Below are 24,703 nucleotides of genomic sequence, written 5' to 3'. Positions count from 1 at the left end.
CGCGCCGCTGGCCGGGGAGGGTATCTCGCCAAGGAGATCGCCATGACCACCATTGCATCCCTGCAAGGAGCCGGCCTCGGCCTGCGCCGCGCCATGCTGCCCGAGCTGCTGACCCTCGACGAGCGCGCCGTGGACTTCCTCGAAGTCGCGCCGGACAACTGGATCGGCGTCGGCGGCAGCTACGGCGAAGGGCTGGCCCGCCTGGCCGAACGCTTCCCGCTGTCCTGCCACGGCTTGTCGTTGTCCCTGGGCGGCCCCGAACCGCTGGATCGCGTGTTCCTTGGCCGTATCCGCGAGTTCCTCGATCAGCACCGGGTGCCGCTGTTCAGCGAACACCTGAGCTACTGCTCCGACGAAGGCCATCTCTACGACCTGATACCCATGCCCTTCACCGACGAGGCCGTGCGCCACATCGCCAGCCGCATCCGTGAGGTGCAGGACATCCTCGGCCGCCGTATCGCCGTGGAGAACATCTCCTACTACGCCGCGCCCTACCAGGCGCTGAGCGAGATCGACTTCCTGCGCGCCGTGCTCGGCGAGGCCGACTGCGACCTGCTGCTGGACGTCAACAACCTCTACGTCAACGCCCACAACCACGGCTACGATGCCGCCGCCTTCCTGGCCCGCGTGCCGGCCGAGCGCGTGGTCTGCCTGCATGTCGCCGGCCACTACGACGAAGCGCCGGACCTGAAGGTCGACACCCATGGCGCCGAGGTGAAGGGCGACGTCTGGAGCCTGCTGGCCAGCGCCTACCAGCACCTGGGCACAGTGCCAACCCTGCTCGAACGCGACTTCAACCTGCCGCCGCTGGCCGAACTGCTCGGCGAGGTGAACACCATCCGCAACCTGCAAGCGGCCGCGCGCCAAGCGGAGGTGCGCCATGGCTGAGACCTTGCGTGAACAGCAACTGCGCATGACCCGCTACATCCGCGACCCGCAGGCCAACGAACCGCCGCCCGGCATCGAGGCGCGGCGCCTGGCGGTGTACCGGCAACTTTTCTTCGGCAACCTGCAGTCGCTGCTGGCCGGCAACTTCCCGGTGCTGCACGCCAGCCTGCCGAGCGGGCAGTGGCAGGCGCTGACCGAAGCCTTCTACGCCGGCTTCCGCTGCCAGACGCCGCTGTTCACCGAGGTGGCCGGCGAGTTCGTCGACTACCTGGAGGGCCTTGTCGATCTGCCCGGTTGGGTAGCGGAACTGGCGCACTATGAATTCATCGAGACCTCGCTGCTGCTCAGCGATAGCGCCGAACCGGCCCACGCCCCGGACGGTGACTTGCTCGATGGAGTGCCGCTGATTTCCAGCCTCGCCTTTCCGCTGGCCTATGCCTGGCCGGTCAGCCACCTCGGCCCCGGGCACATCCCGCCGCAAGCGCCGGCCGAACCGACCTTGCTGCTGGCCCGCCGGGGTGCCGACCTGAAGGTGTACTTCTCGCGCCTGGCGCCGCTGGCCCATGCCCTGCTGGTTTCACTGCAGCAGTGGCAGCTCACCGGTCGGCAACACCTCAAGGCGCTGGCCGAAATCGCCGGCGTCGAACCGGCCGCCATCGAAGGGCAGGGCATCACCCTGCTGCGCAGTCTGAAAGAACAAGGCGTGGTGCTAGGCACCCGGCCGAATTGCACCACTCCACGTCGTCCCCCACTGCATCGTCCCTGAAGGAGAAGCGTCATGACCGACACCCTGGCAACCGTGATCTACACCGCCCACACCCACACCACCGGAGGCCGCGACGGCCGCGGCCGGACCACCGACGGTGAGCTGGACCTGCCCCTGAGCCCGCCGGGCTCCGGCCGCCCCGGCACCAACCCCGAGCAGCTGTTCGCCATTGGCTGGTCCGCCTGCTTCATCGGCGCCTTGCGCCGCGCCGGGCAGAAACTGAACGTGCGGCTGCCGGCCGACGTGGCGGTGGACGCCGAAGTCTCCCTGGGCAACACCGCCGACGGCGGCTTCGCCCTGGCCGCCCAGCTCACCGTGCACCTTCCCGGCCTGACCGCCGAAGACAAGGCCAGGCTGGTCGACGAAGCCCATCAGATCTGCCCGTACTCCAAGGCTTCGCGCGGCAATATCGAGGTTGGGTTCGTCATTCCCTGATCGATCCCTTGGTCACAGCGCAGCCCGCGCACCGTCATCGGTGCGCGGGCTTTTTGTTTTTCGTAGGAGCGAGCTTGCTCGCGAATCCGCCCCGCTTAGGAGTCGTCGGTAAATCTGTTCGCGAGCAAGCTCGCTCCTACAGGTCCACCCCGTGAGATCCGCTATCCCTCATCCGCGCCCACGCAGGCGCGGATGTTGTTCTCGCCCAACCCCTGAAACTCCGCCTCGACGAGGCCTCTTGAACGGGGCAATCGGCGCATGCGGAAATTTCGGTGGAAGACCTCAAGGGCAAGGGCGAGCGACGGGACTTGCGTAGGGCGAATAACCCGGAACGGGCTATCCGCCGATACCACGACGGCGGATAACGCTGGCGCGTTATGCGCCCTACGGCCTCAACCCTGGGCGGCTTAGCGTGGTGTTTCGTAGGAGCGGACCTTGTCCGCGAAGCTACGCGGCGGACTCCGCTGTGGCAGTAGCGCACCGTGGCAGTACGCATATTGCAGAAGGGGCCTGCACGCGCTTGATCAACGATGCCAGCCGGCACGGATAGCTCCCTCTCCCTTCGAGGCGGGGCGCGCAGCCAGGGCGGGGGAGAAGGCGTGCCCCGGCGCGTTGTTTCAGGCAGGCAGGTAACGAGCCATACCCGCGAACAGCGGACAAAGTCCGCGCCCAACCCCTGCGCCGACTTCCCGCAGACAAACAAAAACGCCCTCTCCAAGGGAGAGGGCGTCGCGGGTCGAACAGGCGAATCGCGGCTCGATCAGACGTTCCGCGAAGCTCCCAGGAACCGCCGCACCAATCCATCCACACTGAGCGCTCCCGCCCCCTTGAGCACCAGTGGCACCAGCGCCACCAGATAGATCAGCGGCAGCTTGTAGTTACCGAAGCCATGGTCGGTGATCGAGTAGCCCTGGGCGAGTTCCGCCAGGCTCGACCACTGTGCCGGCCAGTGCACCGCGGCGATGGCGACGATGGTCACGACGATCAGCGAGGCCGAGGCGAAGCGGGTGGCCAGCCCCAGGAGCAGCAGCACCGGCGCGATCAGCTCGGCCCACATCGACACCTGCCAGTCGAAGCCGGCGGAGAAGTGGTTGAAGGGGAAGGGGAAGCTTGAGTGGATCTGTTCGAACCAGTTGTCGCCGTGCCATTTCTCCAGGCCCGATTCGAAGAATTCCCAGGCCAGGAACAGTCGCAGCGGGATGTCCCAGCCCCAGGCGGCGAGGCGGTCGAGTTGGTCGAAGGCGGATTTGAGCGGGTTCAGGGTCAGCATGGTCATGGTGCACCTCATGGGCAAAGTCGTGGGCTCAATCGGCCGGGCGATGGTTTCGCCCGGACGGGGAAGACGTCGGGATCAGGCGTTCGGCAATGCGGGGCGTGCGCTACGACGCAGGCGCACGGCCAGCTTGGCGAGGAGCTTGAAGGCGATGGCGCTGAAGATCAGGCCGAAGCCCAGCGGGTACCAGGAGCCCATCGGCAGGCGCTTGTAGAAGGACAGGCAGAACACCCCGGCGATCACCCAGGTGCCGGTGCTGTGCAGGGCCTTCCAGGCGCGGGCGCCGAGCAGCTTCATCGCGTACGGGAAGGAAGTAATGGTCAGCAGGATGATGAACAGGTAGCCGACCGAGCCGGGAATGTTCGCGGCGACGCTGCGGCCGCTCCAGAAGGTCTCCGGGAAGAACTTCACGTAGAGGATGATCAGCACTGCGTGCACGGCATGGGAGAAGGCGAAGGCCAGCCCGAGGAAGCGTCGCTCGCGCAGCAGGCCGCGGGTGAAATCGGTTGGGACCAGTGCCGCCAGGGAGGAGGCGAGGAAGGTGGCGAGGAACAGCGCGAAGGAAGTGCGGGCGGTGACGCGGATCGAGCTGCGCAGCGCTTCCACCCATTGCGGCTGTGACCACAGGGCCAGCGCAGTGACGATCAGCACCAGCAGCGACAGCAGGGAAAACAGGCGCCAGCCATGCAGGCGGGCAGGTTCGGCGGGACGGTTCATGGCGGGCTCCTTGGGGGAATGCGGCGGGCGGGGTGCCGCCGCTGTTCGTGGAGCCATCTTGTCGACGGGCCTTATCCCGCATGTGTCCGGGTAAGGCCGTCTTGTATCTCTGTGTACATGCCGCTAATTGGCGGGACGCAGTTCCAGCTGCACGCACAGCCCGCCGCTGGCGCGGTTGGACAGCGTCAGGGTGCCGCCCAGTGCTTGGCTCAGCTGCTGGGCGATGGCCAGCCCCAGGCCGGTGCCGCCGGTGCTGCGGTTGCGCGAGCTTTCCACCCGGTAGAAGGGTTTCACCACCTCGGCGAGTTCTTCCTCGGGAATGCCCGGCCCGTCGTCGAGTACACGAACACACACGACGCCCTGGCTATCGCGCTCGACTTCCACCTGGGCAGAACCGCCGAACTTCAGGGCGTTGTCCACCAGGTTGGTGAGCACCCGGCGCAGCGCGTGGGGGCGGGTTTCCAGCACGGCGTTGCTGCTGCCCAGCAGCTCCACGGCCTGGCCGCTGTCCTGGTAGTCGAGGACGAGGCTGTCGAGGAAGGAGTCGAGGTTGACCTTTACCGCTGCCTCGCTGGCGCCGTCCATGCTGCGTGCGTAGGCCACGCCTTCGCGGACCAGGTGCTGCATCTCCTCCAGGTCGCTCCACAGGCGCTCGCGCTCGGGCGAGTCGTCCATCTGCTCGACGCGCAGTTTCATCCGCGTGATGGGCGTCTGCAGGTCGTGGGAGATGGCGGCGAGCAGTTGCATGCGCTCCTTGAGATAGGAGCCGATACGCCCCTGCAACGCGTTGAAGGCGCGGGCGGCATGGACGACTTCGCTGGGGCCGCGCTCGTCCAGGTCCGGCGCCGGGGAGTCGGGGTCAAGGTCATCCACCGCTTGCGCCAGCCGGGTCAGCGGGCGGATCGCCAGGCGCACCGCCAGCCAGGTGCATAGCAGCAACAGCGCCAGCTGCACCATCAATACCCACGGCAGCCATTGCGCCACCGGCACGCCCTTGGGCGTCACGTCGATGGTCAGCGGGCTGCCGTCCTTGAGTTTCAGGTGGACCTGGAAATGCGGGATGGCGCCGGGGATGTTTTCGAAGCGCAGCGGGTAGCGCGGCCCGACGACATCGGCGATGGACATGGCGGCCATCGGCGCCTGCGCCATGTTCATCGGCTCGCCGGGCTGGCCTTCGCTGAGCAGGTAGCGATAGTTGGGGCGCTGCACCATCGGCAGCCAGGCCTCGCGCTCATCCCTGGGCAGGCGGTCGAGCAGGGCGACGGCGGTACTGACGTCGGTCTCCAGGTTGCCCAGCATCATGCTGCGCGCACTCTGGTAGCGCTCGTAGAACTGCGAGCAGAACGACAGGCTGTAGGCGAACACCAGCCCGGCGAGGAATATCAGCGCCAGGCGCGCGGCCAGCGTACGAGGCCAGAGCAGGAGGGATTTCATTCGTTGGGCTCGAGCAGTTCGACGGCCAGGGCGAAGACATAGCCTTCGCTGCGCACCGTCTTGATGTAGGCCGGCTCTCGGGCGTCATCCAGCAGGCGCTGGCGCAGGCGGCTGACCAGCAGGTCGATGGAGCGGTCGAAGATGTCCGCCTCGCGGCCCTGGGTGAGGTTCAGCAACTGTTCGCGGCTGAGCACGCGCTGCGGATGATCGACGAACACGCGCAGCAGGCGGTACTCGGCGCCGCTCAGGGCGACCAGGGTGCCGTCTTCGTCCAGCAGGTGGCGCGCGGTGGTGTCGAGCTTCCAGCGGCCGAAGCCGATCAGCCGGCTGGCCTCGCTGACCTGCAGGTTCGGCGGCAGCATGCGGGTGCGGCGCAGCACGGCGTTGATCCGCGCGAGCAGCTCGCGGGCAGAGAAGGGTTTGGTGAGGTAATCGTCGGCGCCCATTTCCAGGCCGATGATGCGATCGGTCTCGTCGTTGCGTGCAGTGAGCATCAGCACCGGGGTGGACTTGTGCTTGCCCACGCGCAGTTCGCGGCAGAGCTTCAGACCGTCGTCGCCGGGCATCATGATGTCGAGGACGATCAGGTCCACGCTGTTGGCATCGAGGAAGGCGCGCATCTGCCGGCCGTCCGCAGCCAGGCTGACGCGCAGGCCGTTCTTCTTCAGGTAGTTGCCGACCAGCTCGCGGATCTCGCGGTCGTCGTCGACGATCAGTACGTGATCGACATGGTCCATGTCGGTTCCTCGTTCGCAGTGGGTTGAAGCGAGTTTATAGCGCCGCGTCGCGCTTGCCTGCCGTCCTTTGTATTCCACTGTATCCAGAGCCGCCGCCGATACCCGGCGCGGCAAACCCGGGCCTTGCGCGACACAAGCCCGATACCTCCTGAACGTGAAATGGGCACCAACGGCGAGGCACTCAGCCCCCGCCGGCCAAACCCGACACAGGACAGGAGAACCCCCATGAAAGCCATCCAGATCGCCAACGCTTGCCTCTTCGCTGCCATCGCCGCCTTCGCCAGCTTCGGTGCCCAGGCTGCCGACTCCCAGCCCGCCGAGACTTACCACTACGGCCAGAAACTGGACGTGAAGCGCGTCCTGGCCATCCATGAAGAGAACGCCTCGCCGTTCGATTGCGGCATCGTCAACGCCCGCATGGACTACCTGGATTCCAACGGCCAGCCGCACAGCCTCGCCTACCGCAAGTTCGCCACCAACTGCAACGAGGGCGGCTGATAGCCCGGGGCTGCGGCCATGGACGGCTGCGGCGTTGATCTCCCCGGCGCTCATTCATTGCGACCGTACGGGCTGACCGCCCACCGAGGTAAACATGCTGCTCATCGCCTTTCTCGGCGGGGCGCTGACGTTGCTCAGCCCCTGCATTCTTCCCGTACTGCCTTTATTGCTGCAGCGCGCCGGCGGCCCGGCGTGTTCGCCTTGGGTGACGCTGCTCGGCCTGGCCAGCGGCTTCGCCGTGCTGGCGAGCCTGGCGAGCGTCTCCAGCAACTGGGTGATCGCCGCCAGCGAGTGGGGCCGCTACTTCGCCCTCACGCTGCTGACGGTTTCCGCCATTGCGCTGCTCTGGTCACCTTTCAGTGACTGGCTGGCCAAGCCCTGGGCGTGGATCGGTGATCGTCTGCACGGCAAGGCCCGGCGTATGCCGCCGGCGCTTTCCGCCTGGGTGCTGGGATTCGCCGCCGGGCTGCTGTGGGCACCCTGCGCCGGGCCGGTGCTGGGGCTGATTCTCTCCGGCGCCATGCTGCAAGGGCCGAGCGCGCAGACCAGCCTGCTGCTGTTCGCCTACGGCCTGGGCAGCGCCACGGTGCTGGGCGTCGTGCTGTTTGCCGGCCGCCGGCTGTTGCAGCACCTGCGGCCGCGCATGGCCGTCATCGAAGGGCTGCGCCGCGCCACCGGCGTGCTTGCCCTGCTGGCGGTGGTGGGTATCGCCAGCGGCACCAGCGCGCAACTGGCTTCCGGCAGCTCATCCACGCTGGTGAACAGCCTGGAGCGCAAGGTCATCGACGGCGTACCCGCGCTGATCAGCCACCTGATGCCCGGCGAAATGGCCCACGGCGCCGAACGCCTGCCCGACCTTGGCCCGGCGCCGGAACTGCAAGGCGCAGTGGAGTGGATCAACAGCCCGGAACTGAACCTGCGCGATCTGCGTGGCAAGGTAGTGCTGGTCGACTTCTGGACCTACGACTGCATCAACTGCCAGCACAGCCTGCCGTACGTGAACGGCTGGGCGAAGAAGTACGCCGCCCAGGGCCTGGTGGTGATCGGCGTGCACACCCCGGAGTACCCCTACGAACGCGTGCCGGCCAATGTCCGCGAAGCGGTGAAACAGCACGACATCCACTACCCCGTGGCGCTGGATAACCAGTACCGGATCTGGAACGCCTTCGCCAACCAGTACTGGCCGGCGCACTACTTCATCGACGCCCAGGGGCGGATTCGCCACCTGTCGATCGGCGAGGGTGGGTATGAGGAGCAGGAGCAGGTGATCCAGGCGTTGCTGAAGGAGAGGGATGGGGTGAAGGCGGGTTGATCCTGGGCTCAAATGAAAGGCCCCATTAAATCTGGGCCTTTCACTTAGAGTTCATCCGGGCGTTTCTGCTCGATATCCACCGTTTTTTTTCCGGTGACCAGCCACAGCGCGTACTGCGGATAAAGCTTCACCAGGACGTCGATTTCCTCGCTACTCACTCGAACTGCGCCTTTGCTGACACTTCTCCAACGCTCATAGCTGCCGCCATGTGCGCTGGTCTTTCTGGGACCTAGCAGTTTGATCAGGGCGCGTGCTCTGTCAGCCGATGTATCGCCCGCTGGCTGGTCGTTGCAGCGGGTAGTAGGGTGCGTCTGTTCAGTCGCTGTCAGCGTTTCACCGGTAAGCACCCACCATCGGAGCTGGGGATAAAGCTCTAGCAATTGTTCCAGCTCTTCCAGCGCAAAGCGCGCTCGTCCTCGCTTGATGCTCTGCCAGCGGACGTACTCCTTGCTGTTCACTTCTGCCAAGTCTTTCAGGCTGGTCTGTGATAGCAGACCCAGCGCGCGATCAGTCATTCCTTGTCGCATTGCCGGTTTCCCTCAGTTGGATCAGCTAGTCGGTATCAACCGGACTCTCCAGATCGTCCGGGCTAATGTGCCCGTTCTGAGGCTCCACGCGACCGCTGACCAGCCACAAGGCGTATTCGGGAAATGCTTCTGCGAGAACTCCGACTTCGACAGTACTAATTCGGATTTTTTCGCTGCTAATGTTTCGCCAGCGATCGTAGTTCTTCCCGCCCATGTTACTGAGGCGGCGTGGCCCTAGCTTCTTGATTAATAGAAGTGCTCTATCTCGTACGGCATCCATTCTGCGAAAATTCAATTGGAGTAATATTTACGCAGTCGGCTATATTTGCGTAAAGGTTACGCTGGATATTGCTGCCTGCAGGACGCTGAATACTGACCCAACCTCATTCGAACGGGAAGCCTCGCGCCTGCGCATCCGCTCGCCCTTTCGAAAGCCCACCCTTCTCGAGCTTGGCGACTCGAAGCAATGGATCGCTCTTTCCAGCCCTGGAGGCTAGCCATGGATGATCTCTACACCGCCACAACCTTCACGCGTAACAACCACCATCTGCGCGGCGTGCTGATCGACGACCAGCCCTGGATCGTGGCGCAAGACTTCGCGCGGCTGCTCGGCCTGCGGCATCCGCAGAGCCTGGCGGGGAAGGTGTCGGGCGATAAGGTGCGAACCGTCTGGCTGCTGCAGGCCCGGGGCACCGAGGAAAAGGTCGAGGTCATCAACGAGCCGGCGCTGTACAAGGCACTGATCCGCTACGGCCATGCGGAGTACCGCACGGTGGCGCGCTGGTTGTCGGACGAGGTGATCCCACTGCTGCGTGACCAGGGGCGGGTCGATCCGCAACGTCCCCGGCGCGTCCAGATGAGCTGGCGCTCCGACCGGGTGACGGTCCTCGACTGGCAGGGGCGCCTGTGGATTTCCTGGGATGACGTGCCGAAGTTCAGCACGATCTCGGCGGGTGTCGGTGGGTGGTTGGGAAAGTTGCGTGGCGACCGGCCAATCGATTGAAGCTAACTGCCCACCACCTGATTCCGCCCCAGCTTCTTCGCCTCATACAACGCCGCATCCGCCCTTGCCACCAGCGCCTCGGCAGAGGCTTCCTGCCCCGGTACCGCTGCTGCAATGCCGATGCTCACGCTAACCCGTCCTAACGGCGAAAGCTCGTGGGGCAGAGCGAGGGCTTCCACCGCCTGCAGCAGTTTGTCCGCCATGCCGCGCACGCCGGCCAAGTCGGTCATCGGTGCGAGGAATACGAACTCCTCTCCGCCGTAACGCGCCACCAGGTCGGTCGAGCGGCTGACCGTCGTCGCCAGCGCCTGGGCAATCGCGCGCAGGCAGGCGTCGCCGGCCGGGTGGCCATAGTGGTCGTTGTAGCGCTTGAACCAGTCCACATCGACCACCGCCAGCGCCAGCGACTCACCCGAACGGCGCGCATGGCCCCATTCCTGTTCCAGTACCTGGTCGAAGCGGCGGCGGTTGGCGATGCCCGTGAGCGCGTCGGTCAGGCTCATGGCTTCCAACTGGTTGTTCAACTCGCGCAGCTCATCGGTGCGCTCGGCAACGCGCAGCTCCAGTTCGTGCTCGGAGGTGCGCAGGTTATCCACAAGCTGCTGCTGCGTGCGGATCAACTCCTCCTGCACCCGCGCCTTCTCCCGACGCATCACGTTGAAACGGTCGGCAAGAGCGAAGGCCAGCACGATCATTTCCATCGCCGAGCCCAGCTGCAGGCCGTCCACGGTGAACAGGTTGGTCGGCACGATGCCCATGGCGCGCAGTGAAGTCATTGCGCCACCGAGCATCAGCAACGCAAAGGCCGCGAGGAAGAAGAACGCGCTGCGCTGGCGCTTGAAAGCACAGACGATGGCCGCGACCAGCAGTACCACCGCCGTGGCGAAGTTCAGCAGGATGCCGGCGCGGGACACATAGGGCAGCACGAATGCGTAGGCGACGAGGCTGAGCAGGTACAGCACGATCATCGCGCGCAACACCCAGTCCAGGCGCGGCAGGATGCGGTCGAGTTGCATCATCCGCCGGGCGAACAACAGTAGCGCGGCGAGTGCCAGCGACACGCCGGAGTAATAGACGATGTTGGAGTTGAGCGGCACGCCGACGATCGACCAGTCCGGCGCCAGCCCGTTCTTGATCGCCAGCGCCGAGGCCGTGCAGCCGACGAAAACCACGTAGAGCAGATAGATCGGGTCGCGCAGGGCGAACAGCAGCATCAGGTTGAACAGGATCATCGCCATGGCGATGCCGAAGTACCACGCCTTGCCGGTGTAGTCGTCGCGCTCATAGGCGTGGAACGCCTTCACCGGCCACAGCTGCAGCGGCACCAGCAAACCGATGCTCGACTCCACCCGCAGGTACACCACCTGCTCCGACCGTGCCGGCAGGTTCAGCGGGAAGACAAAATTGCGGTTCGGGTAGACCTTGCTGGACTGCGGCACGTCGCTGCCGGTGTTGATGGTTTTATACGAACCATCCGCCTGCGGGATATTCGCCTGCACATGGGATACGCGAGGGTTTTCCACCACCAGCATGCGCTGCAGCGGCACATCGCTCGGGTTGTTTAACTGCAACTTCAACCAGAAGGCCGAGCGAGTGAAGCCCATCGCCAGCGAACTCCCTGGCGGCTGGTCGCCCTTGAAACGCGCCTGATGCTCGGGGGACTGCACATCTGCCAGCGTCAGGTTGCGGGTCGGGTCTTCTAGTATGGAGACGTAGGTGGTCAGCGTGAGCGGCTGCTGGGTGACGCTGGCAGCGTCGACTACCTGATCGGCCCAGGCGGGGCGGATCAATAGAAGGAGGAGGGTAATCAGGAGCCAGGACAGGAATTGCCGGTGCGAGGCGAGTGCGGGCATGCGGCGGGTCCGGGGATGTAGGTGTTCCACGGAGTTTACAAGACGGGCTTTGGCGACGCCAAAAACGCAAAAGCCCCCGGCAACTCGCGCTGCCGGGGGCTTTTGCTTGGGATTCTGGAGCGGGCGAAGGGAATCGAAACCCAGTCTTGGCGTTCCGTTGCTTCGTAACCACGCTCGATCTGCAATCTTGGCGCTCTCCTACCTTTCACTGTGTAGCTATCCGGCCCGGTGATTTTGATACTTTTTCGACATTCTTTTAGCAGCCGTCTACTTTTATGTGGATGGCAATATGCCATCCAGTGCGGCCTTGTGCGCCAGTCGTGAGTCTTTTGACCAAGGAAGGTTGTCGTTTGGTAATTGCCTTTAGGACCCAAAAATCTCAAGGAGAATGGAATATGAGTGCTAACGAATTGCAAAAAAAATTCTATTTTCTATTAATAACTTTATTTATCAGTGGCTGCAGTAACTTCCCCTCCCTACAAACACCTTATAACGATAGGAACCCTTTAATAGATGGCCCAATAAAGGTTGAGAATCCACAGCCAGACGAGCCTTTACTTAGCTCTCAAGGATATAGATTCTCAGCTTCCTATAAAGAGGCAAAGACATCACCGACGCCAGCTAATTTGCGTAAGTTTCTCGAAAGCGGTATGACTTATACTGACCTGCAGTGCAGCGATTATTTTTCTAGAATTGATTGGACTCGCGCACAAAGAGACTATGCGCAGAAACAGACCACCCTAGCAGGAAGCCTTACCACTGCAATGCTTGGTCTAGCGGATGCAGGTTCGGCTGCGACTGGGGCAGTAGGCTCAGCATTTGGATTTACATCCTCATCCTTTGATGCCTATAACACTGCATTTCTAGCATCGACAGATATTGGACTACTACAAGAGCTTGTGGCTTCAGCGCAGGTGCAAGATAAGCGAGAAATACTGAAGCGGGTCACAGCAACATCAGGCTCTTGGCCAGACAGAATAGACTCTCTTGATCTCGCAGTATCGGACCTGAATACGTATATAAGTCGGTGCACGCCAACAGGGATTCGAAATTTATTAAAAGCATCAATACAAGAAAAGACAAAGCAACAAATAACAGAAAGCACAAAAGCTCCGGCCTTCGGAGAGAGACTTTCACTATCTCCCTCCCAAGGCAACGAAACTCAGCCTCCCGCAGCCGGTCAGCAGACAAGCACGCAGCTCAAAAAATAGATGAAAAAGCGCCTTATAGAACTTTTTCCTGGCTTCACAGCTATGCCGAGGAAAAATGGAACAGGCGCTCTTCCGTTGTAGCCCCGGCCTGATTCGACACTTCTTCGATACCTCCCGCCCCCCCCCCGCAAACGCAAAACCCCCGAAACGCTAGGCATTTCAGGGGTTCGGCAGGGTGTTCTGGAGCGGGCGAAGGGAATCGAACCCTCGTCATGAGCTTGGGAAGCTCAGGTAATGCCATTATACGACGCCCGCTTGGGGGTGCCTTTTTACCAGAAGGGCGGGGCTTAGTGAAGCCTTCAGCGGTCAGGCGTGTCGAGCGGAGCGCAGTTGCGAACAGGAAGGCGCAAGGAAAAACCGGGGGCGGAAGGTCTGGGGCCGGCCCCCGGCTGTTTGCGCAGCTGCATCAGCCCACCATGGCGGCGATGGGCACGCCCTGACTGCTGGGCAGGTACGGGTTGGCCAGGACCGGATGGCGCTGGGGCTGGAGGAAGCTCAGGAGGGCGTCCTGGGTGTCCTGCCAGGCCTTCTTGTGCTCCACGTCGATGAAGTGGCCGGCGTTGCGGATGGTGCGGAACTCGCAGTCAGGGATCAGTTGCTGGAACAACTTGGCCTCGGCCGGAGTGGTGTAGATGTCCAGCTCGCCGTTCATGAACAGCAGCGGGATGTCGATGGCCGCGAATTTCTCCATGTAGCTGTCGGCGCTGAGCTTGAGCACCTGGCAGATGTGGAAGTGCATCTGCCGGTATTCGTGCTCGTCGAGGCCGCTGACGTGGCGGAAGTTGTAGCGCTTGAACAGCTGCGGCAGGTACTTGCCGATGGTGTCGTTCACCAGGTTGCCGACCTGGGTGCGGTCGCAGGCCGACAGGTAGTCCAGGCCCCGGTGCAGGTAGTCGAGCATCGAGGCATTGAGCAGCGGCGAGAAGGAGTTGATCACCGCCTTCTGGATCCGCGCCGGGCGCTCGGCCAGGGCCAGCAGGGTGGCGACGCCGCCCCAGGAGAAGGACATCACCACGTCCGCGCGGTAGTGCTCGATCAGGCCGAGCAGCAGCTGCGCCTCGTACTCCTTGGTGATGAATTCGCGGCAGTCGTTGTGCGCCTTGGACCGGCCGGCATACGGCTGGTCGTAGCAGACGACATTGAAGTGCGGTTGCAGGTATTTCACCGTTTGCGCGAAGGAGGCGGTGGTCGCCAGCGAGCCGTTGACCAGGATGATGGTCTGGCGCGCTTCCCTGTTGACATGAAACTCCGTGTGTACCCGATGTTGCTGAATCTCGACGACGGCGGTTTCCGGCCTCATGTCGTATTCCTCCAGACGCAGGTCATGGTGCGCACCCAAGATCGGATGCGAAGAAAGTACCCAGGCAGAGGAAAGCGTCTTGGCGTGACAGCTTCATGTCACTCGACGAAAGTTAATAAATTCTTGATTTTCAACTGGTTAAGACATCAAAAGACAGATGGTCCGGCACCGGTGAGGGCGCAGATTCGGGCTCTTGATCAGGCGGGGAAGGTGCGGCTGGGGAGACGGCTGCCGCGAAAATCATTGTTGGCTACGCTGCGTGACTCGGCGGTCACGCTTGAGCCAGAGTTAAGCAGGGTGGTCCGATACCCGCAACCGCCACTGGGCGCTTGAGTCACATCGTTTCGCCTAAATCCGACGAAATGACATTTCTCCTTGCGATTGTCCGGCGCTTTGGTGAAGCCGGATTACACTCTTGTGATAGCTGTAACGCCCCCTGCCGAAGACGAGCGATCTCGCCGTGCTCCCCCTGAGGCCGATACCGCGTGCGGAGCGGGTTCATGGCACTTCATCGAAGTTTCCTTCCCTCGCTGGCCCTGGCGCCGGCCGCCTGGCTGTGTGCGGCTGCCCTGGCCGGGGATCGCTATGGCTGCGAGCAGCCCATTACCGTCGCCTATACCCGCAACGTGGTGTTCTTCCATGATGACGTGGGCATCGATCCGGACCTCATCGCCGAGCTGGGCAAGCGCACCGGCTGCCGGTTCGAAACCTCGATCCGTCCGCGCGATGAAATCTGGAGCCAGCTGGAGAGCGGCGAGCTGCAGATGGGCACCAGCGGCGTCGCAACGCCCCAGCGGCGCACCTACACTTACCTGCTGCCGTATCTGTACCTGCGCAACAAGCTGATCGTGCGCGACGACCTGGGCGAGATGAACAGCCTGGAAGCCTTCCACGACATGCCCGGCGCCCGCATCGGGGTGATCGCCGGGTACCGCCATGGCGCCTTTATCGACGGCATGCTGCGTATCCTCCGCGCCGAAGGCCGGGTGGTGGAATACAAGGACGATGCGATGCGCTTCAGCGCGTTGCTCAATGGCGATGTGGAAGGTGTGATCGGCCACGAGATGAATCTCGAGGGGGCGGTGAGCGATCGTCGTCAACGCGAACGCTTCCATGTGATAGACGTGATGCCGGGGCCGGCGACACCCCACAACCTGATGCTTTCGCGCAAGCGCTTCACCCCGGCGCAAGGTGCCGAATGGATGCGCCTGATGGAGACGCTGTGGCTGGATGGCACCCTGGCCCGGATCATGCGTAACAATGTGCCGCCACCGGTGGCGGAAGGACTGCTCGACAGCGGCTATCGCTACGGCTCCACGGACAGAGGCTGGTAAGGGATGAAGGCATTCGAACGGGGTATTCCGCTGCAACTGCTGGTGGCCGGAGCCATCATTGCCAGCATGCTGGTGCTGGCGGGGGCGTTGCTGATCCAGGGATATCGCGGCGTGGAGAGCGCGCTGGTGACGGCGGCCGGGGAGTCGGCGAGCCAACTGGGCTCGACCATCAACGAACGGATTCGCCGCCTGATCGACCCGGCGGAAAGCGCGCTGCGCCTGCTCACCCACGACCCCATCTCGCAGACCGACAACCTGCCGGCGCGCCTGGACCGCCTGCCGATGCTGGTGGAAAACCTGCGTGCGAACCGCACCCTGAGCGCGGTGTACATCGGCTACCCGAACGGCGAGTTCCTGCTGATTCGCGCGCTGCGGGTGCCCGAGGTGCGCAGAACCCTGCAGGCGCCCGACGCGGCCAAGTACCTGGTGCAGAGCCAGACGCTCAATGGCCAGGGCGGGCTGCTCGGCGAATGGCGTTTCTATGACAGCGAACTTCGCCTGCTGCGCGTGCAGGAAAGGCCGGACTACAACTACGACCCGCGACAGCGTCCCTGGTACAACGAGGCGCGCCTCACCAGCAAGACGGTGCTGACCCAGCCCTACGTGTTCTTCACCACCCGCGAGATCGGCCTGACCCTGGCGCACCGCAGCGTCGACGGCGCCGCCGTGATCGGCATGGATGCATCGGTCAACGACCTGGGCGGGGAGATGGGCGACCTGCGACAGACCGCCAATACCGAACTGGCCGTGGTCGACGGCAAGGGCACGGTGATTGCCTATCCCGACCTGGGCAAGCTGATGATTCACGAGGGCAAGGAGCTGCGTCTGGCCACGCTGGCCGAGTTGAAGGTGCCGAGCCTGAGCCAGCTCAACGCCGAAGCGGTACCCGCGGGCACACCGGTGTCCTACCAGGTGGATGGCCAGGACTGGTACGGCATCTGGGTGCCGCTGTCGAATTTCACCACCAACGAGGTGAAGGTGCTGATCGCCATTCCGGCCGTCGAACTGCTGGCCGGCGCACGCCAGCTGCTGTTCAACCAGGCTTTGTGGAGCGGCACCTTGCTGGTCGTCCTGCTGCTGATCGGCTGGTACATCGGCCGACGCATCGCCCGCCCGCTGACCGCGCTGGCCGACCAGGTCGGTGCCTTGGCGGCCTTCGACTTCGCCCGGCCGGTGGGAGTCGAGTCGAAGATCGCCGAGGTCCGTGACCTGAGCAGCGTGATGGGCAGTATGTCGCGCACCATCCACAACTTCCAGGCGATCACCTTGACCCTGAGCCGCGAGACGCGCCTGGAGAGCATGCTCGAAGGCGTCCTGTCGCGACTGGTGGAGGCCACCGCCGTGATGGGCGGGGCGGTTTACCTGCTGGACGACGAGGAGTGCCGCCTGCGCCTGGCCTGCTCGGTGAGCGGCGAGCAATATCCGCAATCCATGCTGATCGAAGGCTTCACCGAAACGGAACTGGCCGAGCGGGTGGACCTGGCGCTGGCCAATCGCGGCCAGTACCTGGAAGTTTCCCTGCGCAATCGCTCGGACGAACTGCTGGGCATCCTGGTGCTGCAATTGGCCGAGGAGGGCGCGCACAGCCAGCAGCCGCGCAAGCCGTTCAAGCGCTTCGTCGAGGAGCTCTCCGGCGCCGCCGCCGTGGCCATCGAGACCCGCCAGCTGATCGAAGCCCAGCAGCGCCTGCTGGACGCCATCATCAAGCTGCTGGCCGACGCCATCGACGCCAAGAGCCCCTACACCGGCGGTCACTGCGAGCGCGTGCCGCAGCTGGCCGACCTGCTGCTGCAGAAGGTCATCGACTCGCGCGACGGCGAGTACGCCGGTTTCACCATGAGCGACGCGGAGCGCTACGAATTCCAGATCGCCGCCTGGCTGCACGACTGCGGCAAGATCACCAGCCCCGAGTACGTGGTGGACAAGGCGACCAAGCTGGAGACCCTCTACAACCGCCTGCACGAGGTGCGCACGCGCTTCGAGGTGATCTGGCGCGACATCGAGCTGGATTACTGGCGGGGCATCGCCGAGGGCAACGACATCGGCCTGCTCGCCGCCCGCCGCGACGCGCTGCACGAATCGCTGCGCGACGACTACGCCTTCGTCGCCCAGGCCAACGTCGGCGGCGAATTCATGAAGGACGAGGACATCGAGCGCCTCAAGCAGATCGGCGAGCGGCGCTGGTTGCGCTATTTCGACGACCGCCTGGGCATCTCCCACGACGAGGCGGAGCGTCTGCAGGGCCGCCCCGAGCGGCCTCTGCCAGCGGAGGAGTTCCTCCTCGCCGACAAGCCCGAGCACCGCGTGCCCTGGGGCGAGCGCAAGCCGCCGGTGGTGAAGGACGATCCGCGCAACATCTGGGGCTTCGACATGCGCCTGCCGCCCTACGCCAGTCATTATGGCGAGCTGTACAACCTGGGCATCCGCCGCGGCACACTGAACGACGAGGAGCGCTTCAAGATCAACGAGCACATCGTCCAGACCCTGATGATGCTCACCACGCTACCGCTGCCGCGCCACTTGCGCCGTGTGCCGACCATCGCCGCCAACCACCACGAGAAGATGGACGGCACCGGCTACCCGCGCAAACTCTCCCGCGAGCAGATGAGCATCCCGGAACGGGTGATGGCCATCGCCGACATCTTCGAGGCGCTGACTGCCGCCGACCGCCCCTACAAGGCGCCGAAGACGCTGTCCGAGTCGCTGAAGATCCTCGCCTTCATGGCCCGCGACCAGCACATCGACGCCGACCTGTTCCGCCTGTTCATCAGCCAGGGTGTCTACCTCGAGTATGGAGAGCGCTTCCTCAACCCCGAACAGATGGACGCCGTGGATGTGCGGGCGATCCTGGGAATCCTTGATGGGGTGAAGGCTTGACTGGCTCGAATCAGATCTTGCGGATCGGCCCCGGATAAGCCGCCAGCTTGCTGTCGTGGGTGACCAGCAGCATACCCTCCACATTGGCCTGCGCGACCAGCATGCGGTCGAAGGGATCGGCGTGCAGCGCGGGCAAGGAGCCGACGAAGACGGAATGCTCGCCGGTGATTGGCAGTTCTGCGTAGCCATTGTCCAGCAGAGCCTTGCGCACGATGCTGGGGTCATAAGGAAAGTCTGCGCGTTTCAGCGCGTTCTTGATCGAGATTTCCCAGATACTCGCCGCGCTGAAGAACAGCTCGGCGTCTTCGGCCAGGATCAGCGACCGCACGTCACCAGGCAACCGTGCATCGTCGGTCAGTATCCAGAGCAGAACGTGGGTATCGAGCAGCAGGCGCATCAGTCGGCCTCGCCGTTGAACAGCTTGGCGATGTCGTCAGCGAAGGGCGCGTCAATGTCTTCGACCGCCGGATAGAGACCTTTGAGCGCGCCGATGCGTTTCCTGGGCTTCTCATCGATTGCCTCGACTTTCACCAGGGGCTTGCCGGCTTTGGCGATGATGAAGGGATGCCCCTTGCTGGCAAGGTCGACCAGGCGGGAGAGGTTGGTCTTGGCATCGTGAATGTTCACGATTTCAATATCAGTGCTCACGGTTTCGCCTCGACAGTTGGCGGGTTAGCTAACCCAGTGAACTAACCTTGCGTGATGCTAGCTCACAGACCGGGAGGGGACAATCCAGAATGCAAACCGCCGGCTGATGCCGGCGGTTTGCATTGGGCGAAGCAGGTGTCGATCAGCGCTTGGCGAGGTTGGTGGCGTAGCGGTTGATCTGCGGGTTCTTCGCCACGGTGCAGCTTTGCCCGGCGAGGAACTGCGAGGTCTTCAGGTAGTCCTGCTGCGGATAGTAGGCGAATACGTAGCTGCCGTTCTTCACCGTGTCGATCAATTGCTGCGCCACCTGCGGGCGCACCGCCGGGCAGCCCAAGCTGCGGCCCAGGCGGCCGAGGCCGGAGACGACCTTGGGGTCGGCGTAGGCGGCGGCGTGCATGACGATGGCGCGCTCTTCGCTGTTGTCGTTGAAGCCCGGCTCCAGGCCCAGCAGGCGCAGGGAACGGCCGTGCTTGCCGCTGTAGGTCTGGCCGGTCTGGTAAAGGCCGATGGAGGACTGGTTGCTCTCCGGGCGGTTGGAGAAGGAGGTGGCCATGTCGTCGCCACTTTTCTTGCCGTGGGCGACCCACTCCTCGAACAGCAGCTTGCGCTGCTTCAGGTCGAAGACCCAGAGGCGCTTGTCGCGCGACGGCTTGGAGTAGTCGATCACCGTCAGCAACTGATTCTGGCCGCCGAGTTGGGTGCTGGCGCACTGCAGTGCGTTGAGCGCCAGGCGCAAGGTTTCGGTGTTGGTCGCCGGCGCGAGGCGGTGCAGTTCCTCGGCCGTGGGCAGGCGGGCGGCGGACGCGGTCTGCCAGCTGCCGAGCGCGAAGAGCGCGGCACTGGCGAGCGAAATCCGGAAGAACCCCCGTAACTTCAAGAAAGTCAGCATGAATACAACATTCCCGTTGAATCGATATGGTTTTTTCTGGGAAACGCCGCATTGTGCGCGATTTTTGACCAGTGATGTGGTTGTTTTTTAATCAAGTATGGTTCCGCCCGTCGGTAATTACGAACTTCCCGGTGGGATGGAAAGCCCCGACGCAGCGGTTTGCGTGGGCGAGGACGAAAGGAGCTCACCCCGGACAGGCGCCTGGACTCCTTGTGTTTCGAGATTCTTCGGCTGCTTGCACGGCTGACTTGAGGCCGTCTGTCCGTGGGTGAGTGCAGCCAGTCTGAAGGCAGCAGGAAGAGGCCGGTGCAGTGGAAGGACGAAGACGCTGTAGGAGAAATCCGGAGCGCTTCGATGCCGCCCCGGTTCATCGCGTTACTGCACGCTCTGGTTCTTGACCGGCTTCTGCTCAGCCTGGCGGTCGTTGGTGGTGATCACGGTGAAGTCCGGGTTGCTGCGCATATCGCGGGTGGACGGCAGGTCGGTGATCACCAGCGTGCTGCCCACGTCCATGCTGGCCAGCAGATTGCGCAGGAACTCGCGGTCGAGGCTGAACTTGCCCAGTTGCTCGGCGGGTGTCAGGCCGCGCTGCGGGTCGCTGACCTGCACGCTTGTCCAGCGCAGGTTCGGGCTCTCGCTGTCGATTTCAGCCTGGGAGGGTTTCTCCATGAGGGAGAAGGCGGCGACGCCGGTCTTTTCCTCCGGATGCTCGAAAGCCACCGGCGCGGTGCCGATCTGCAGGCCGCCGCGGTAGACGTAGAGGCGACGGTCGGCGCGGCTGACCAGCACGGACACCGGGCCCTTTTCGGCGCCCGGGTCGCTCCAGAACGGCACGACCATGCCGCTGTCGTCGTGCGGGCCGGCGGGGCGGCCGTCGCTGACGATCGGGGCGAGCAGGCCGGGGTGATAGACCTCCACGGGCGAACTCTTGGCATCGGAGATGATCACCGTGGTGGTGCTGAAACCGGTGACCTCGTAGAGCTTCTTGGCAAAGGCCATGGGCAGGCGGATGCAGCCGTGGGAGGCCGGGTAGCCGGGCAGGTTGCCGGCATGCAGGGCGATGCCGTCCCAGGTCAGGCGCTGCATGTAGGGCATGGGCGCGCTGTTGTAGAGGTCGGAGTGGTACTCGACCTTCTTCTGCAGAATGGAGAACACGCCGGTCGGTGTTTCCTTGCCCTTCTTGCCGGTGCTCACCGTCGCCACGCCGATGGCGATGCCGTTGCGGTACACGTAGGCGCGCTGCTCGGTGAGGCTGACCACCAGGGTGACCGGGCCCGCCGGGGAGATTTCCGGGTACCAGAGGAACTGGCCGGGCTTGAGGGTCTTCAGCGCGGCCTGCAGGTTCGACAGCGGCGAGGGCTTGCCCGGATTGGCAAAGGCCACGCTGGCGCTCAGGGCGATCAGCAGGGCAACCGAGAGTTTCTTCATCACCTTTCCTTGGGACGCGGACATGGCTGGCAGCTTAGCCAAGCGTCCAGGCAGGCTGCAAACCGCCGGGCTGAACGGCGCGCGTAGGTCTTTTCCGAACGTTGAACGTGACTCGAATTGTAGGAGCGAGCTTGCTCGCGAACCGCCCCCTACCAAACCCACCGACAGGAATGTTCGCGAGCAAGCTCGCTCCTACAAAAGGGCGGGTCACGCCAGCTCGGTGATCTCCTGCGTCGTCAGCGCGCGGTACTCGCTCGGTTGCAAGGCCGGGTCGAGCTGCAGGCTGCCCATGCTTTCGCGGTGCAGGCGGATCACCTTGTTCTGGAAGTGGCCGAACATGCGCTTGACCTGGTGGTAGCGGCCTTCGTGGAGGGTCAGGCGGGCGGTGCGGGTGTCGAGGATTTCCAGCTGCGCGGGCAGGGTGGTGAGGTCTTCGAAGGCGAAGTACAGCCCTCGCTCGAAGGTCTCGATGTAGCGCTGCTCGATCGGGTCCTCGGTCTCGACGTAGTAGACCTTGGGCAGCTTGCGCCCTGGCAGTGTCATGCGCCGCGACCACTGGCCATCGTTGGTGATCAGCAGCAGGCCGGTGGTGTTGTAGTCCAGCCGGCCGCCGATATGCAGTTCGTGCTTGTCCGGCTCGTCGAGCAGGTCGAGCACGGTGCGGTGCTCGGCGTCGCGGGTGGCGCTGACGCAGCCGGCAGGCTTGTGCAGCATGAAGTAGCGCGCCGGCTTGCCGGCCTGCAGCACCTCATCGTCCAGCTCCACGCGGGAGAATTCGCGCACCTCGTGGCGAGCATCGCGCACCACCTGGCCATCCACGCGCAGGCGGCCTTCGGCGAGCAACTGGCGGGCCTGCTGGCGGTTCAGGTGCGGCAGGTTGGCGATGAAGCGGTCCAGACGCATCAGGTGTCCCCGGTATCCTTCAGCCCTGCTGCGCAGCGCGGGCACAGGCAGGCACGGTCGACCAGCTCCGGCGGGATACGCTGCAGCGCCTCGCGGTCGATGGGCGTGCTGAAGCACCAGCAGCTCTGGCCCTGCAGCGCCGGGTCGGCCTGGGTGCAACGGTTGGACTGGCCGCACAGCGGGCAGCGGCTGGGATCGGGGCGGAGGTCGTTCATGGCCGGGCGGGGCGGAAGAATGGTGAGGCGGGCGCACAGGGTGCAGCGCCGACCCGCATCGCGCAAGCGGATTCGGATCGGCGCGGCGGGCCCCGGTCAGGGTATCCGGATGCCGTCGATCCAGGGCTCCAGGCGGCGGCCGAAGGCGACTTCGGCGACATAGGGCTGGGCGCTTCCATCGGCAGTCCGCGCGGGGTGCGAGAGGACGCGCTCGAGACGCTCCCGCCACAGGTGCGGGACGTTGATGCTGTCGGTGCCGACGGAGCTGGCGGTGCCGCCGAGCGTCCAGACGTGCTGGTAGTAGTTGGAGATCGGCCGCACGCGACCGTGCACGATCAGGTAGCGGCGGCGGTCGGGGTACTGGGCGCGCAGCGCTTGCAGGTCCAGGCCGACATCCTTGAGCAACAGGCGCGTGTCGGTCTTCTCTTCGCTGTCCAGTTCGCGGCGGATGAAGTCGCGTTCATCCGCCAGGCGCGCGTTCTGTGGTGCGGCATCGGCGGCGAGGCGTGCTTCGTCGAGGCGCTTGCGCGTCAGTTGCACCTCGCGCTGGTACAGCGGGCCGTCAAGTTCCAGCACCAGCAACGCGTCGCGCGATTGCTGACGGCCGAAGCGCGGGGCACTGTCGTCGTCCACCTGCGCGGGCATGGCGAAGCCGAGCTTCTCCATCTTCCTGGCATCGATGGCTGGCAGCCAGCCACGGTTGTGCCGCGTGCTTTCGTCACGCGTCGGGGTGCGCCAGTACAGACGCAGGCTCAGGCCGCTGTTCTCGTTGTGCCAGGAGCTGTTGCGCTGCAGTTCGCGCTGGCTCAGGGGTAATACGCTGTCGGGTTCGCCGGAGCGGTTCCAGGCGACGCCGCCCAGCGCCACGGCGTTGACCAGCAGGATCAGCCCGACACCGGCGGCAAGGGCATGGGTGCGGGTCCAGTTCATGACGAAGTTCCTCCCAGCAAGCCGTGAGCGCGGCGCAGGCGGCGCAGCACCAGCAGGATCAGCACCGCGCACAGGCCGAGCACGAGGAAGAACAGGTACTTGGGCATCACCTGCCACCACCAGTCGAAGAACTTGGTATAGAGGAAGATCACGAAGAAGGTCAGCCCGGTGTTCACCACCTCGGGCCACTCGCGCCGTGCGCCGAGCCAGATGACCAGCGCCGAGGCGATGAAGCCCAGCACCTGGTAGAGGCTCTCCACCTTGGCGGAGGCCAGCGGCAGGTAGCTGCCGCCGCCCCAGTTGGCCACCACCAGCATCGGCAGGAACAGCCCGAGCAGGCCGAATATCCGGTAGATCGCGGCGAAGCCGTCGAAGCGGGCCTGCGCGATGAAGGAGGGCACGAGGAAGATCAGCAGCGCGGCGGGGAAGAAGTTTTCCGGACGCTCGCCCACGTCCAGCCAGTAGACGCCACTCCAGGTGCCGACCCGCGCGGCGACATAGCCCATCACGCAGATCAGCGCCGCGGCCAGCAGCAGGCGGGTGTTGCAGGTGTAGGCGAGCAGCAGGGCGTAGGCGGCCCAGGGCAGCAGGGCCTTGTCCGAGGGCGTGATGTTGAAGATCTGCCCGATCATCACGACGTTCAGCACCAGGCAGGCGAAGGCCAGCATGGCGCCGAGCCGGGCGAAATAGCCGGAGGCGTCGCGGCGTTGCAGGAAGAGTGTCAGCAGCAGGCTGACCAGCGAGGCGGCGATAAGGATGAGCACCTGCGCGGTTTCCGCGAACAGGCCCCAGAACTGGTAGAAGAGGAAGAACAGGCTGGCGGCCAGGGCCAGCGCGCCGAGGAAGGAGGCGATGCGCATGCCCAGGGAGAGGCGGTGGTCCTGGCTGTCGCGGTCGATATCGAAGCGCGCGCGGTAGTCGGCGAGCAGGCGTTGCTGGTGGTCGTGCAGGCGATCGCGCTGGGTGGGATCGAGGACGAGGGCGCCTTCGTCGTGCAGACGGCGCAGCTCGCGGTCGAAGGCCAGGATATCGTTGACGCGTTGCTGCGCCTGCTGGTGGCTGAGGTCGGGCATGACCGGTCCTTGCGGCGGGTGATGCCTCGACTCTAGCTGGTGGCGCGAATGGGTTCCATGGGCGAATGGCCTCGGTGCGGCACGTGGGGCGGTAGCGCTCATACACCGATGATGCAGCAGTATCGGTAGGAGCGAGGGGGCGCCTGGTTCTTGCTCGCGAACGGCCTACGCCGCGGGGACTGGTTCGCGAGCAAGCTCGCTCCTACGAAAAGCTGTCGGTTTTACAGGAGCGCAGGGCGAATAACCTGGAACAGGTTATTCGCCGACCTTGCGCGGGGGGGGGGGGGGGGGGGGGGGGGGGGGGACGCCCCCCCCCCCCCCCCCCCCCCCCCCCCCCCCCCCCCCCCCCCCCCCCCCCCCCCCCCCCCGCCGCCCGCCCCGCCCGCGGCCGGACCACCGACGGTGAGCTGGACCTGCCCCTGAGCCCGCCGGGCTCCGGCCGCCCCGGCACC

Annotated in this window: 25 protein-coding genes and 1 tRNA gene; 10 read left to right on the top strand and 16 right to left on the bottom strand. The window is 64.4% G+C overall.

Annotated features, from left to right (window positions below; all coding sequences use genetic code 11):
* Positions 1–42: 42 nt before the first annotated feature.
* Genes ACCC94_RS10450 through ACCC94_RS10440 form a run of 3 tightly spaced genes read left to right on the top strand, consistent with a single transcriptional unit; the run spans position 43 to position 2,089 of the window.
* Complete coding sequence (locus ACCC94_RS10450) at positions 43–888, top strand: DUF692 domain-containing protein (protein ID WP_413349362.1); 846 nt, start codon at positions 43–45, stop codon at positions 886–888.
* The gene (locus ACCC94_RS10445; protein WP_413349361.1) at positions 881–1,654 is read left to right on the top strand and encodes a DUF2063 domain-containing protein; all 774 of its coding nucleotides are present in this window, start codon (positions 881–883) and stop codon (positions 1,652–1,654) included. Before ACCC94_RS10450 ends, ACCC94_RS10445 begins: the two co-directional genes overlap by 8 nt.
* Before the next feature lie 12 nt (positions 1,655–1,666).
* On the top strand, positions 1,667–2,089 hold the full coding sequence (locus ACCC94_RS10440) for an organic hydroperoxide resistance protein (RefSeq protein WP_413349359.1): 423 nt from the start codon (positions 1,667–1,669) through the stop codon (positions 2,087–2,089).
* A 760-nt stretch (positions 2,090–2,849) separates the two neighbouring features.
* Here ACCC94_RS10440 and ACCC94_RS10435 read toward each other — a convergent pair.
* The 4 genes from ACCC94_RS10435 to ACCC94_RS10420 all read right to left on the bottom strand — a co-directional run bounded on the left by ACCC94_RS10435 (position 2,850) and on the right by ACCC94_RS10420 (position 6,250).
* Positions 2,850–3,365: a DoxX family protein gene (locus tag ACCC94_RS10435; RefSeq protein ID WP_413349357.1), complete on the bottom strand. Its 516-nt coding sequence runs from the start codon at positions 3,363–3,365 to the stop codon at positions 2,850–2,852.
* A gap of 75 nt (positions 3,366–3,440) precedes the next feature.
* The gene (locus ACCC94_RS10430) at positions 3,441–4,079 is read right to left on the bottom strand and encodes a hypothetical protein (RefSeq protein ID WP_413349355.1); all 639 of its coding nucleotides are present in this window, start codon (positions 4,077–4,079) and stop codon (positions 3,441–3,443) included.
* A gap of 123 nt (positions 4,080–4,202) precedes the next feature.
* Positions 4,203–5,513 carry an ATP-binding protein gene (locus tag ACCC94_RS10425; RefSeq protein ID WP_413349354.1) on the bottom strand — a complete coding sequence of 437 codons (1,311 nt, stop codon included), beginning with the start codon at positions 5,511–5,513 and terminating at the stop codon, positions 4,203–4,205.
* Entirely contained in the window at positions 5,510–6,250 is a 741-nt protein-coding gene (locus ACCC94_RS10420) for a response regulator (RefSeq protein WP_413349353.1), read from the bottom strand. The genes ACCC94_RS10425 and ACCC94_RS10420 overlap by 4 nt, the downstream gene beginning before the upstream one ends.
* Before the next feature lie 225 nt (positions 6,251–6,475).
* Here ACCC94_RS10420 and ACCC94_RS10415 point away from each other — a divergent pair, with 225 nt between their 5' ends.
* A complete protein-coding gene (locus ACCC94_RS10415; RefSeq protein WP_413349351.1) occupies positions 6,476–6,748 on the top strand; it encodes a DUF2790 domain-containing protein in 273 nt (90 codons plus the stop codon).
* A gap of 94 nt (positions 6,749–6,842) precedes the next feature.
* Entirely contained in the window at positions 6,843–8,060 is a 1,218-nt protein-coding gene (locus tag ACCC94_RS10410; RefSeq protein WP_413349349.1) for a cytochrome c biogenesis protein DipZ, read from the top strand.
* A gap of 44 nt (positions 8,061–8,104) precedes the next feature.
* Here the strand turns inward: ACCC94_RS10410 and ACCC94_RS10405 are convergent, their stop codons facing one another.
* A complete protein-coding gene (locus ACCC94_RS10405) occupies positions 8,105–8,575 on the bottom strand; it encodes a hypothetical protein (protein WP_413349347.1) in 471 nt (156 codons plus the stop codon).
* 511 nt (positions 8,576–9,086) lie between these two features.
* Here ACCC94_RS10405 and ACCC94_RS10400 point away from each other — a divergent pair.
* On the top strand, positions 9,087–9,590 hold the full coding sequence (locus tag ACCC94_RS10400; protein WP_413349345.1) for a Bro-N domain-containing protein: 504 nt from the start codon (positions 9,087–9,089) through the stop codon (positions 9,588–9,590).
* Positions 9,591–9,592: 2 nt separating this feature from the next.
* On the opposite strand, the gene ACCC94_RS10395 is transcribed toward ACCC94_RS10400, so the two are convergent.
* Positions 9,593–11,443: a diguanylate cyclase gene (locus tag ACCC94_RS10395; RefSeq protein WP_413349343.1), complete on the bottom strand. Its 1,851-nt coding sequence runs from the start codon at positions 11,441–11,443 to the stop codon at positions 9,593–9,595.
* A gap of 395 nt (positions 11,444–11,838) precedes the next feature.
* On the opposite strand from ACCC94_RS10395, the gene ACCC94_RS10390 reads away from it, so the two are divergent.
* Positions 11,839–12,654 (top strand): hypothetical protein, encoded by an 816-nt coding sequence (locus ACCC94_RS10390; RefSeq protein ID WP_413349341.1) that lies wholly within the window; start codon positions 11,839–11,841, stop codon positions 12,652–12,654.
* 181 nt (positions 12,655–12,835) lie between these two features.
* Here the strand turns inward: ACCC94_RS10390 and ACCC94_RS10385 are convergent.
* Together ACCC94_RS10385 and ACCC94_RS10380 are read right to left on the bottom strand one after the other, a co-directional pair.
* Positions 12,836–12,909 (bottom strand) — tRNA-Gly (locus ACCC94_RS10385).
* A gap of 151 nt (positions 12,910–13,060) precedes the next feature.
* On the bottom strand, positions 13,061–13,954 hold the full coding sequence (locus ACCC94_RS10380; protein WP_413349339.1) for an alpha/beta fold hydrolase: 894 nt from the start codon (positions 13,952–13,954) through the stop codon (positions 13,061–13,063).
* A gap of 500 nt (positions 13,955–14,454) precedes the next feature.
* Here ACCC94_RS10380 and ACCC94_RS10375 point away from each other — a divergent pair, with 500 nt between their 5' ends.
* Together ACCC94_RS10375 and ACCC94_RS10370 are read left to right on the top strand one after the other, a co-directional pair.
* On the top strand, positions 14,455–15,288 hold the full coding sequence (locus ACCC94_RS10375; RefSeq protein ID WP_413349338.1) for a substrate-binding periplasmic protein: 834 nt from the start codon (positions 14,455–14,457) through the stop codon (positions 15,286–15,288).
* A 3-nt stretch (positions 15,289–15,291) separates the two neighbouring features.
* A complete protein-coding gene (locus ACCC94_RS10370) occupies positions 15,292–18,165 on the top strand; it encodes an HD domain-containing phosphohydrolase (RefSeq protein WP_413349337.1) in 2,874 nt (957 codons plus the stop codon).
* 10 nt (positions 18,166–18,175) lie between these two features.
* On the opposite strand, the gene ACCC94_RS10365 is transcribed toward ACCC94_RS10370, so the two are convergent.
* From ACCC94_RS10365 to ACCC94_RS10330, 8 genes are all read right to left on the bottom strand, one after another.
* Positions 18,176–18,562 (bottom strand): type II toxin-antitoxin system VapC family toxin, encoded by a 387-nt coding sequence (locus ACCC94_RS10365; RefSeq protein ID WP_413349336.1) that lies wholly within the window; start codon positions 18,560–18,562, stop codon positions 18,176–18,178.
* A complete protein-coding gene (locus ACCC94_RS10360; protein WP_413349334.1) occupies positions 18,562–18,813 on the bottom strand; it encodes a type II toxin-antitoxin system Phd/YefM family antitoxin in 252 nt (83 codons plus the stop codon). The genes ACCC94_RS10365 and ACCC94_RS10360 overlap by 1 nt, the downstream gene beginning before the upstream one ends.
* Positions 18,814–18,955: 142 nt before the next feature.
* Positions 18,956–19,702: a murein L,D-transpeptidase catalytic domain family protein gene (locus ACCC94_RS10355; protein ID WP_413349333.1), complete on the bottom strand. Its 747-nt coding sequence runs from the start codon at positions 19,700–19,702 to the stop codon at positions 18,956–18,958.
* Positions 19,703–20,077: 375 nt separating this feature from the next.
* Positions 20,078–21,130: a L,D-transpeptidase gene (locus tag ACCC94_RS10350; RefSeq protein WP_413349332.1), complete on the bottom strand. Its 1,053-nt coding sequence runs from the start codon at positions 21,128–21,130 to the stop codon at positions 20,078–20,080.
* Positions 21,131–21,337: 207 nt separating this feature from the next.
* Positions 21,338–22,033, bottom strand: coding sequence for a pseudouridine synthase (locus ACCC94_RS10345; protein WP_413349331.1), 696 nt, complete (start codon positions 22,031–22,033; stop codon positions 21,338–21,340).
* Positions 22,033–22,248, bottom strand: a complete 216-nt coding sequence (locus ACCC94_RS10340) for a cysteine-rich CWC family protein (protein ID WP_413349330.1) — start codon at positions 22,246–22,248, stop codon at positions 22,033–22,035. Before ACCC94_RS10340 ends, ACCC94_RS10345 begins: the two co-directional genes overlap by 1 nt.
* Positions 22,249–22,344: 96 nt before the next feature.
* Positions 22,345–23,178, bottom strand: coding sequence for a DUF4824 family protein (locus ACCC94_RS10335; protein WP_413349328.1), 834 nt, complete (start codon positions 23,176–23,178; stop codon positions 22,345–22,347).
* On the bottom strand, positions 23,175–24,251 hold the full coding sequence (locus ACCC94_RS10330) for a DUF2157 domain-containing protein (RefSeq protein ID WP_413349327.1): 1,077 nt from the start codon (positions 24,249–24,251) through the stop codon (positions 23,175–23,177). Before ACCC94_RS10330 ends, ACCC94_RS10335 begins: the two co-directional genes overlap by 4 nt.
* A 268-nt stretch (positions 24,252–24,519) precedes the next feature.
* Here ACCC94_RS10330 and ACCC94_RS10325 point away from each other — a divergent pair, with 268 nt between their 5' ends.
* Positions 24,520–24,657, top strand: coding sequence for a hypothetical protein (locus ACCC94_RS10325; protein WP_413349326.1), 138 nt, complete (start codon positions 24,520–24,522; stop codon positions 24,655–24,657).
* Positions 24,658–24,703: the final 46 nt, after the last annotated feature.

The organism is Pseudomonas sp. Pseusp97 (assembly GCF_047304025.1).
Classification (GTDB): domain Bacteria; phylum Pseudomonadota; class Gammaproteobacteria; order Pseudomonadales; family Pseudomonadaceae; genus Pseudomonas.
This window is presented reverse-complemented; position numbering and strand designations above follow the sequence as displayed.

Bases quoted from the DNA above. Each gene is read 5' to 3' on its own strand.
- ACCC94_RS10420 (WP_413349353.1), bottom strand. From the start codon at position 6,250: ATGGACCATGTCGATCACGTACTGATCGTCGACGACGACCGCGAGATC.
- ACCC94_RS10440 (WP_413349359.1), top strand. From the start codon at position 1,667: ATGACCGACACCCTGGCAACCGTGATCTACACCGCCCACACCCACACC.
- ACCC94_RS10350 (WP_413349332.1), bottom strand. From the start codon at position 21,130: ATGAAGAAACTCTCGGTTGCCCTGCTGATCGCCCTGAGCGCCAGCGTG.
- ACCC94_RS10450 (WP_413349362.1), top strand. From the start codon at position 43: ATGACCACCATTGCATCCCTGCAAGGAGCCGGCCTCGGCCTGCGCCGC.
- ACCC94_RS10400 (WP_413349345.1), top strand. From the start codon at position 9,087: ATGGATGATCTCTACACCGCCACAACCTTCACGCGTAACAACCACCAT.
- ACCC94_RS10355 (WP_413349333.1), bottom strand. From the start codon at position 19,702: ATGCTGACTTTCTTGAAGTTACGGGGGTTCTTCCGGATTTCGCTCGCC.
- ACCC94_RS10375 (WP_413349338.1), top strand. From the start codon at position 14,455: ATGGCACTTCATCGAAGTTTCCTTCCCTCGCTGGCCCTGGCGCCGGCC.
- ACCC94_RS10425 (WP_413349354.1), bottom strand. From the start codon at position 5,513: ATGAAATCCCTCCTGCTCTGGCCTCGTACGCTGGCCGCGCGCCTGGCG.
- ACCC94_RS10330 (WP_413349327.1), bottom strand. From the start codon at position 24,251: ATGCCCGACCTCAGCCACCAGCAGGCGCAGCAACGCGTCAACGATATC.
- ACCC94_RS10395 (WP_413349343.1), bottom strand. From the start codon at position 11,443: ATGCCCGCACTCGCCTCGCACCGGCAATTCCTGTCCTGGCTCCTGATT.
- ACCC94_RS10380 (WP_413349339.1), bottom strand. From the start codon at position 13,954: ATGAGGCCGGAAACCGCCGTCGTCGAGATTCAGCAACATCGGGTACAC.
- ACCC94_RS10370 (WP_413349337.1), top strand. From the start codon at position 15,292: ATGAAGGCATTCGAACGGGGTATTCCGCTGCAACTGCTGGTGGCCGGA.
- ACCC94_RS10430 (WP_413349355.1), bottom strand. From the start codon at position 4,079: ATGAACCGTCCCGCCGAACCTGCCCGCCTGCATGGCTGGCGCCTGTTT.
- ACCC94_RS10345 (WP_413349331.1), bottom strand. From the start codon at position 22,033: ATGCGTCTGGACCGCTTCATCGCCAACCTGCCGCACCTGAACCGCCAG.
- ACCC94_RS10445 (WP_413349361.1), top strand. From the start codon at position 881: ATGGCTGAGACCTTGCGTGAACAGCAACTGCGCATGACCCGCTACATC.
- ACCC94_RS10435 (WP_413349357.1), bottom strand. From the start codon at position 3,365: ATGACCATGCTGACCCTGAACCCGCTCAAATCCGCCTTCGACCAACTC.
- ACCC94_RS10405 (WP_413349347.1), bottom strand. From the start codon at position 8,575: ATGACTGATCGCGCGCTGGGTCTGCTATCACAGACCAGCCTGAAAGAC.
- ACCC94_RS10390 (WP_413349341.1), top strand. From the start codon at position 11,839: ATGAGTGCTAACGAATTGCAAAAAAAATTCTATTTTCTATTAATAACT.
- ACCC94_RS10410 (WP_413349349.1), top strand. From the start codon at position 6,843: ATGCTGCTCATCGCCTTTCTCGGCGGGGCGCTGACGTTGCTCAGCCCC.
- ACCC94_RS10415 (WP_413349351.1), top strand. From the start codon at position 6,476: ATGAAAGCCATCCAGATCGCCAACGCTTGCCTCTTCGCTGCCATCGCC.
- ACCC94_RS10340 (WP_413349330.1), bottom strand. From the start codon at position 22,248: ATGAACGACCTCCGCCCCGATCCCAGCCGCTGCCCGCTGTGCGGCCAG.
- ACCC94_RS10365 (WP_413349336.1), bottom strand. From the start codon at position 18,562: ATGCGCCTGCTGCTCGATACCCACGTTCTGCTCTGGATACTGACCGAC.
- ACCC94_RS10335 (WP_413349328.1), bottom strand. From the start codon at position 23,178: ATGAACTGGACCCGCACCCATGCCCTTGCCGCCGGTGTCGGGCTGATC.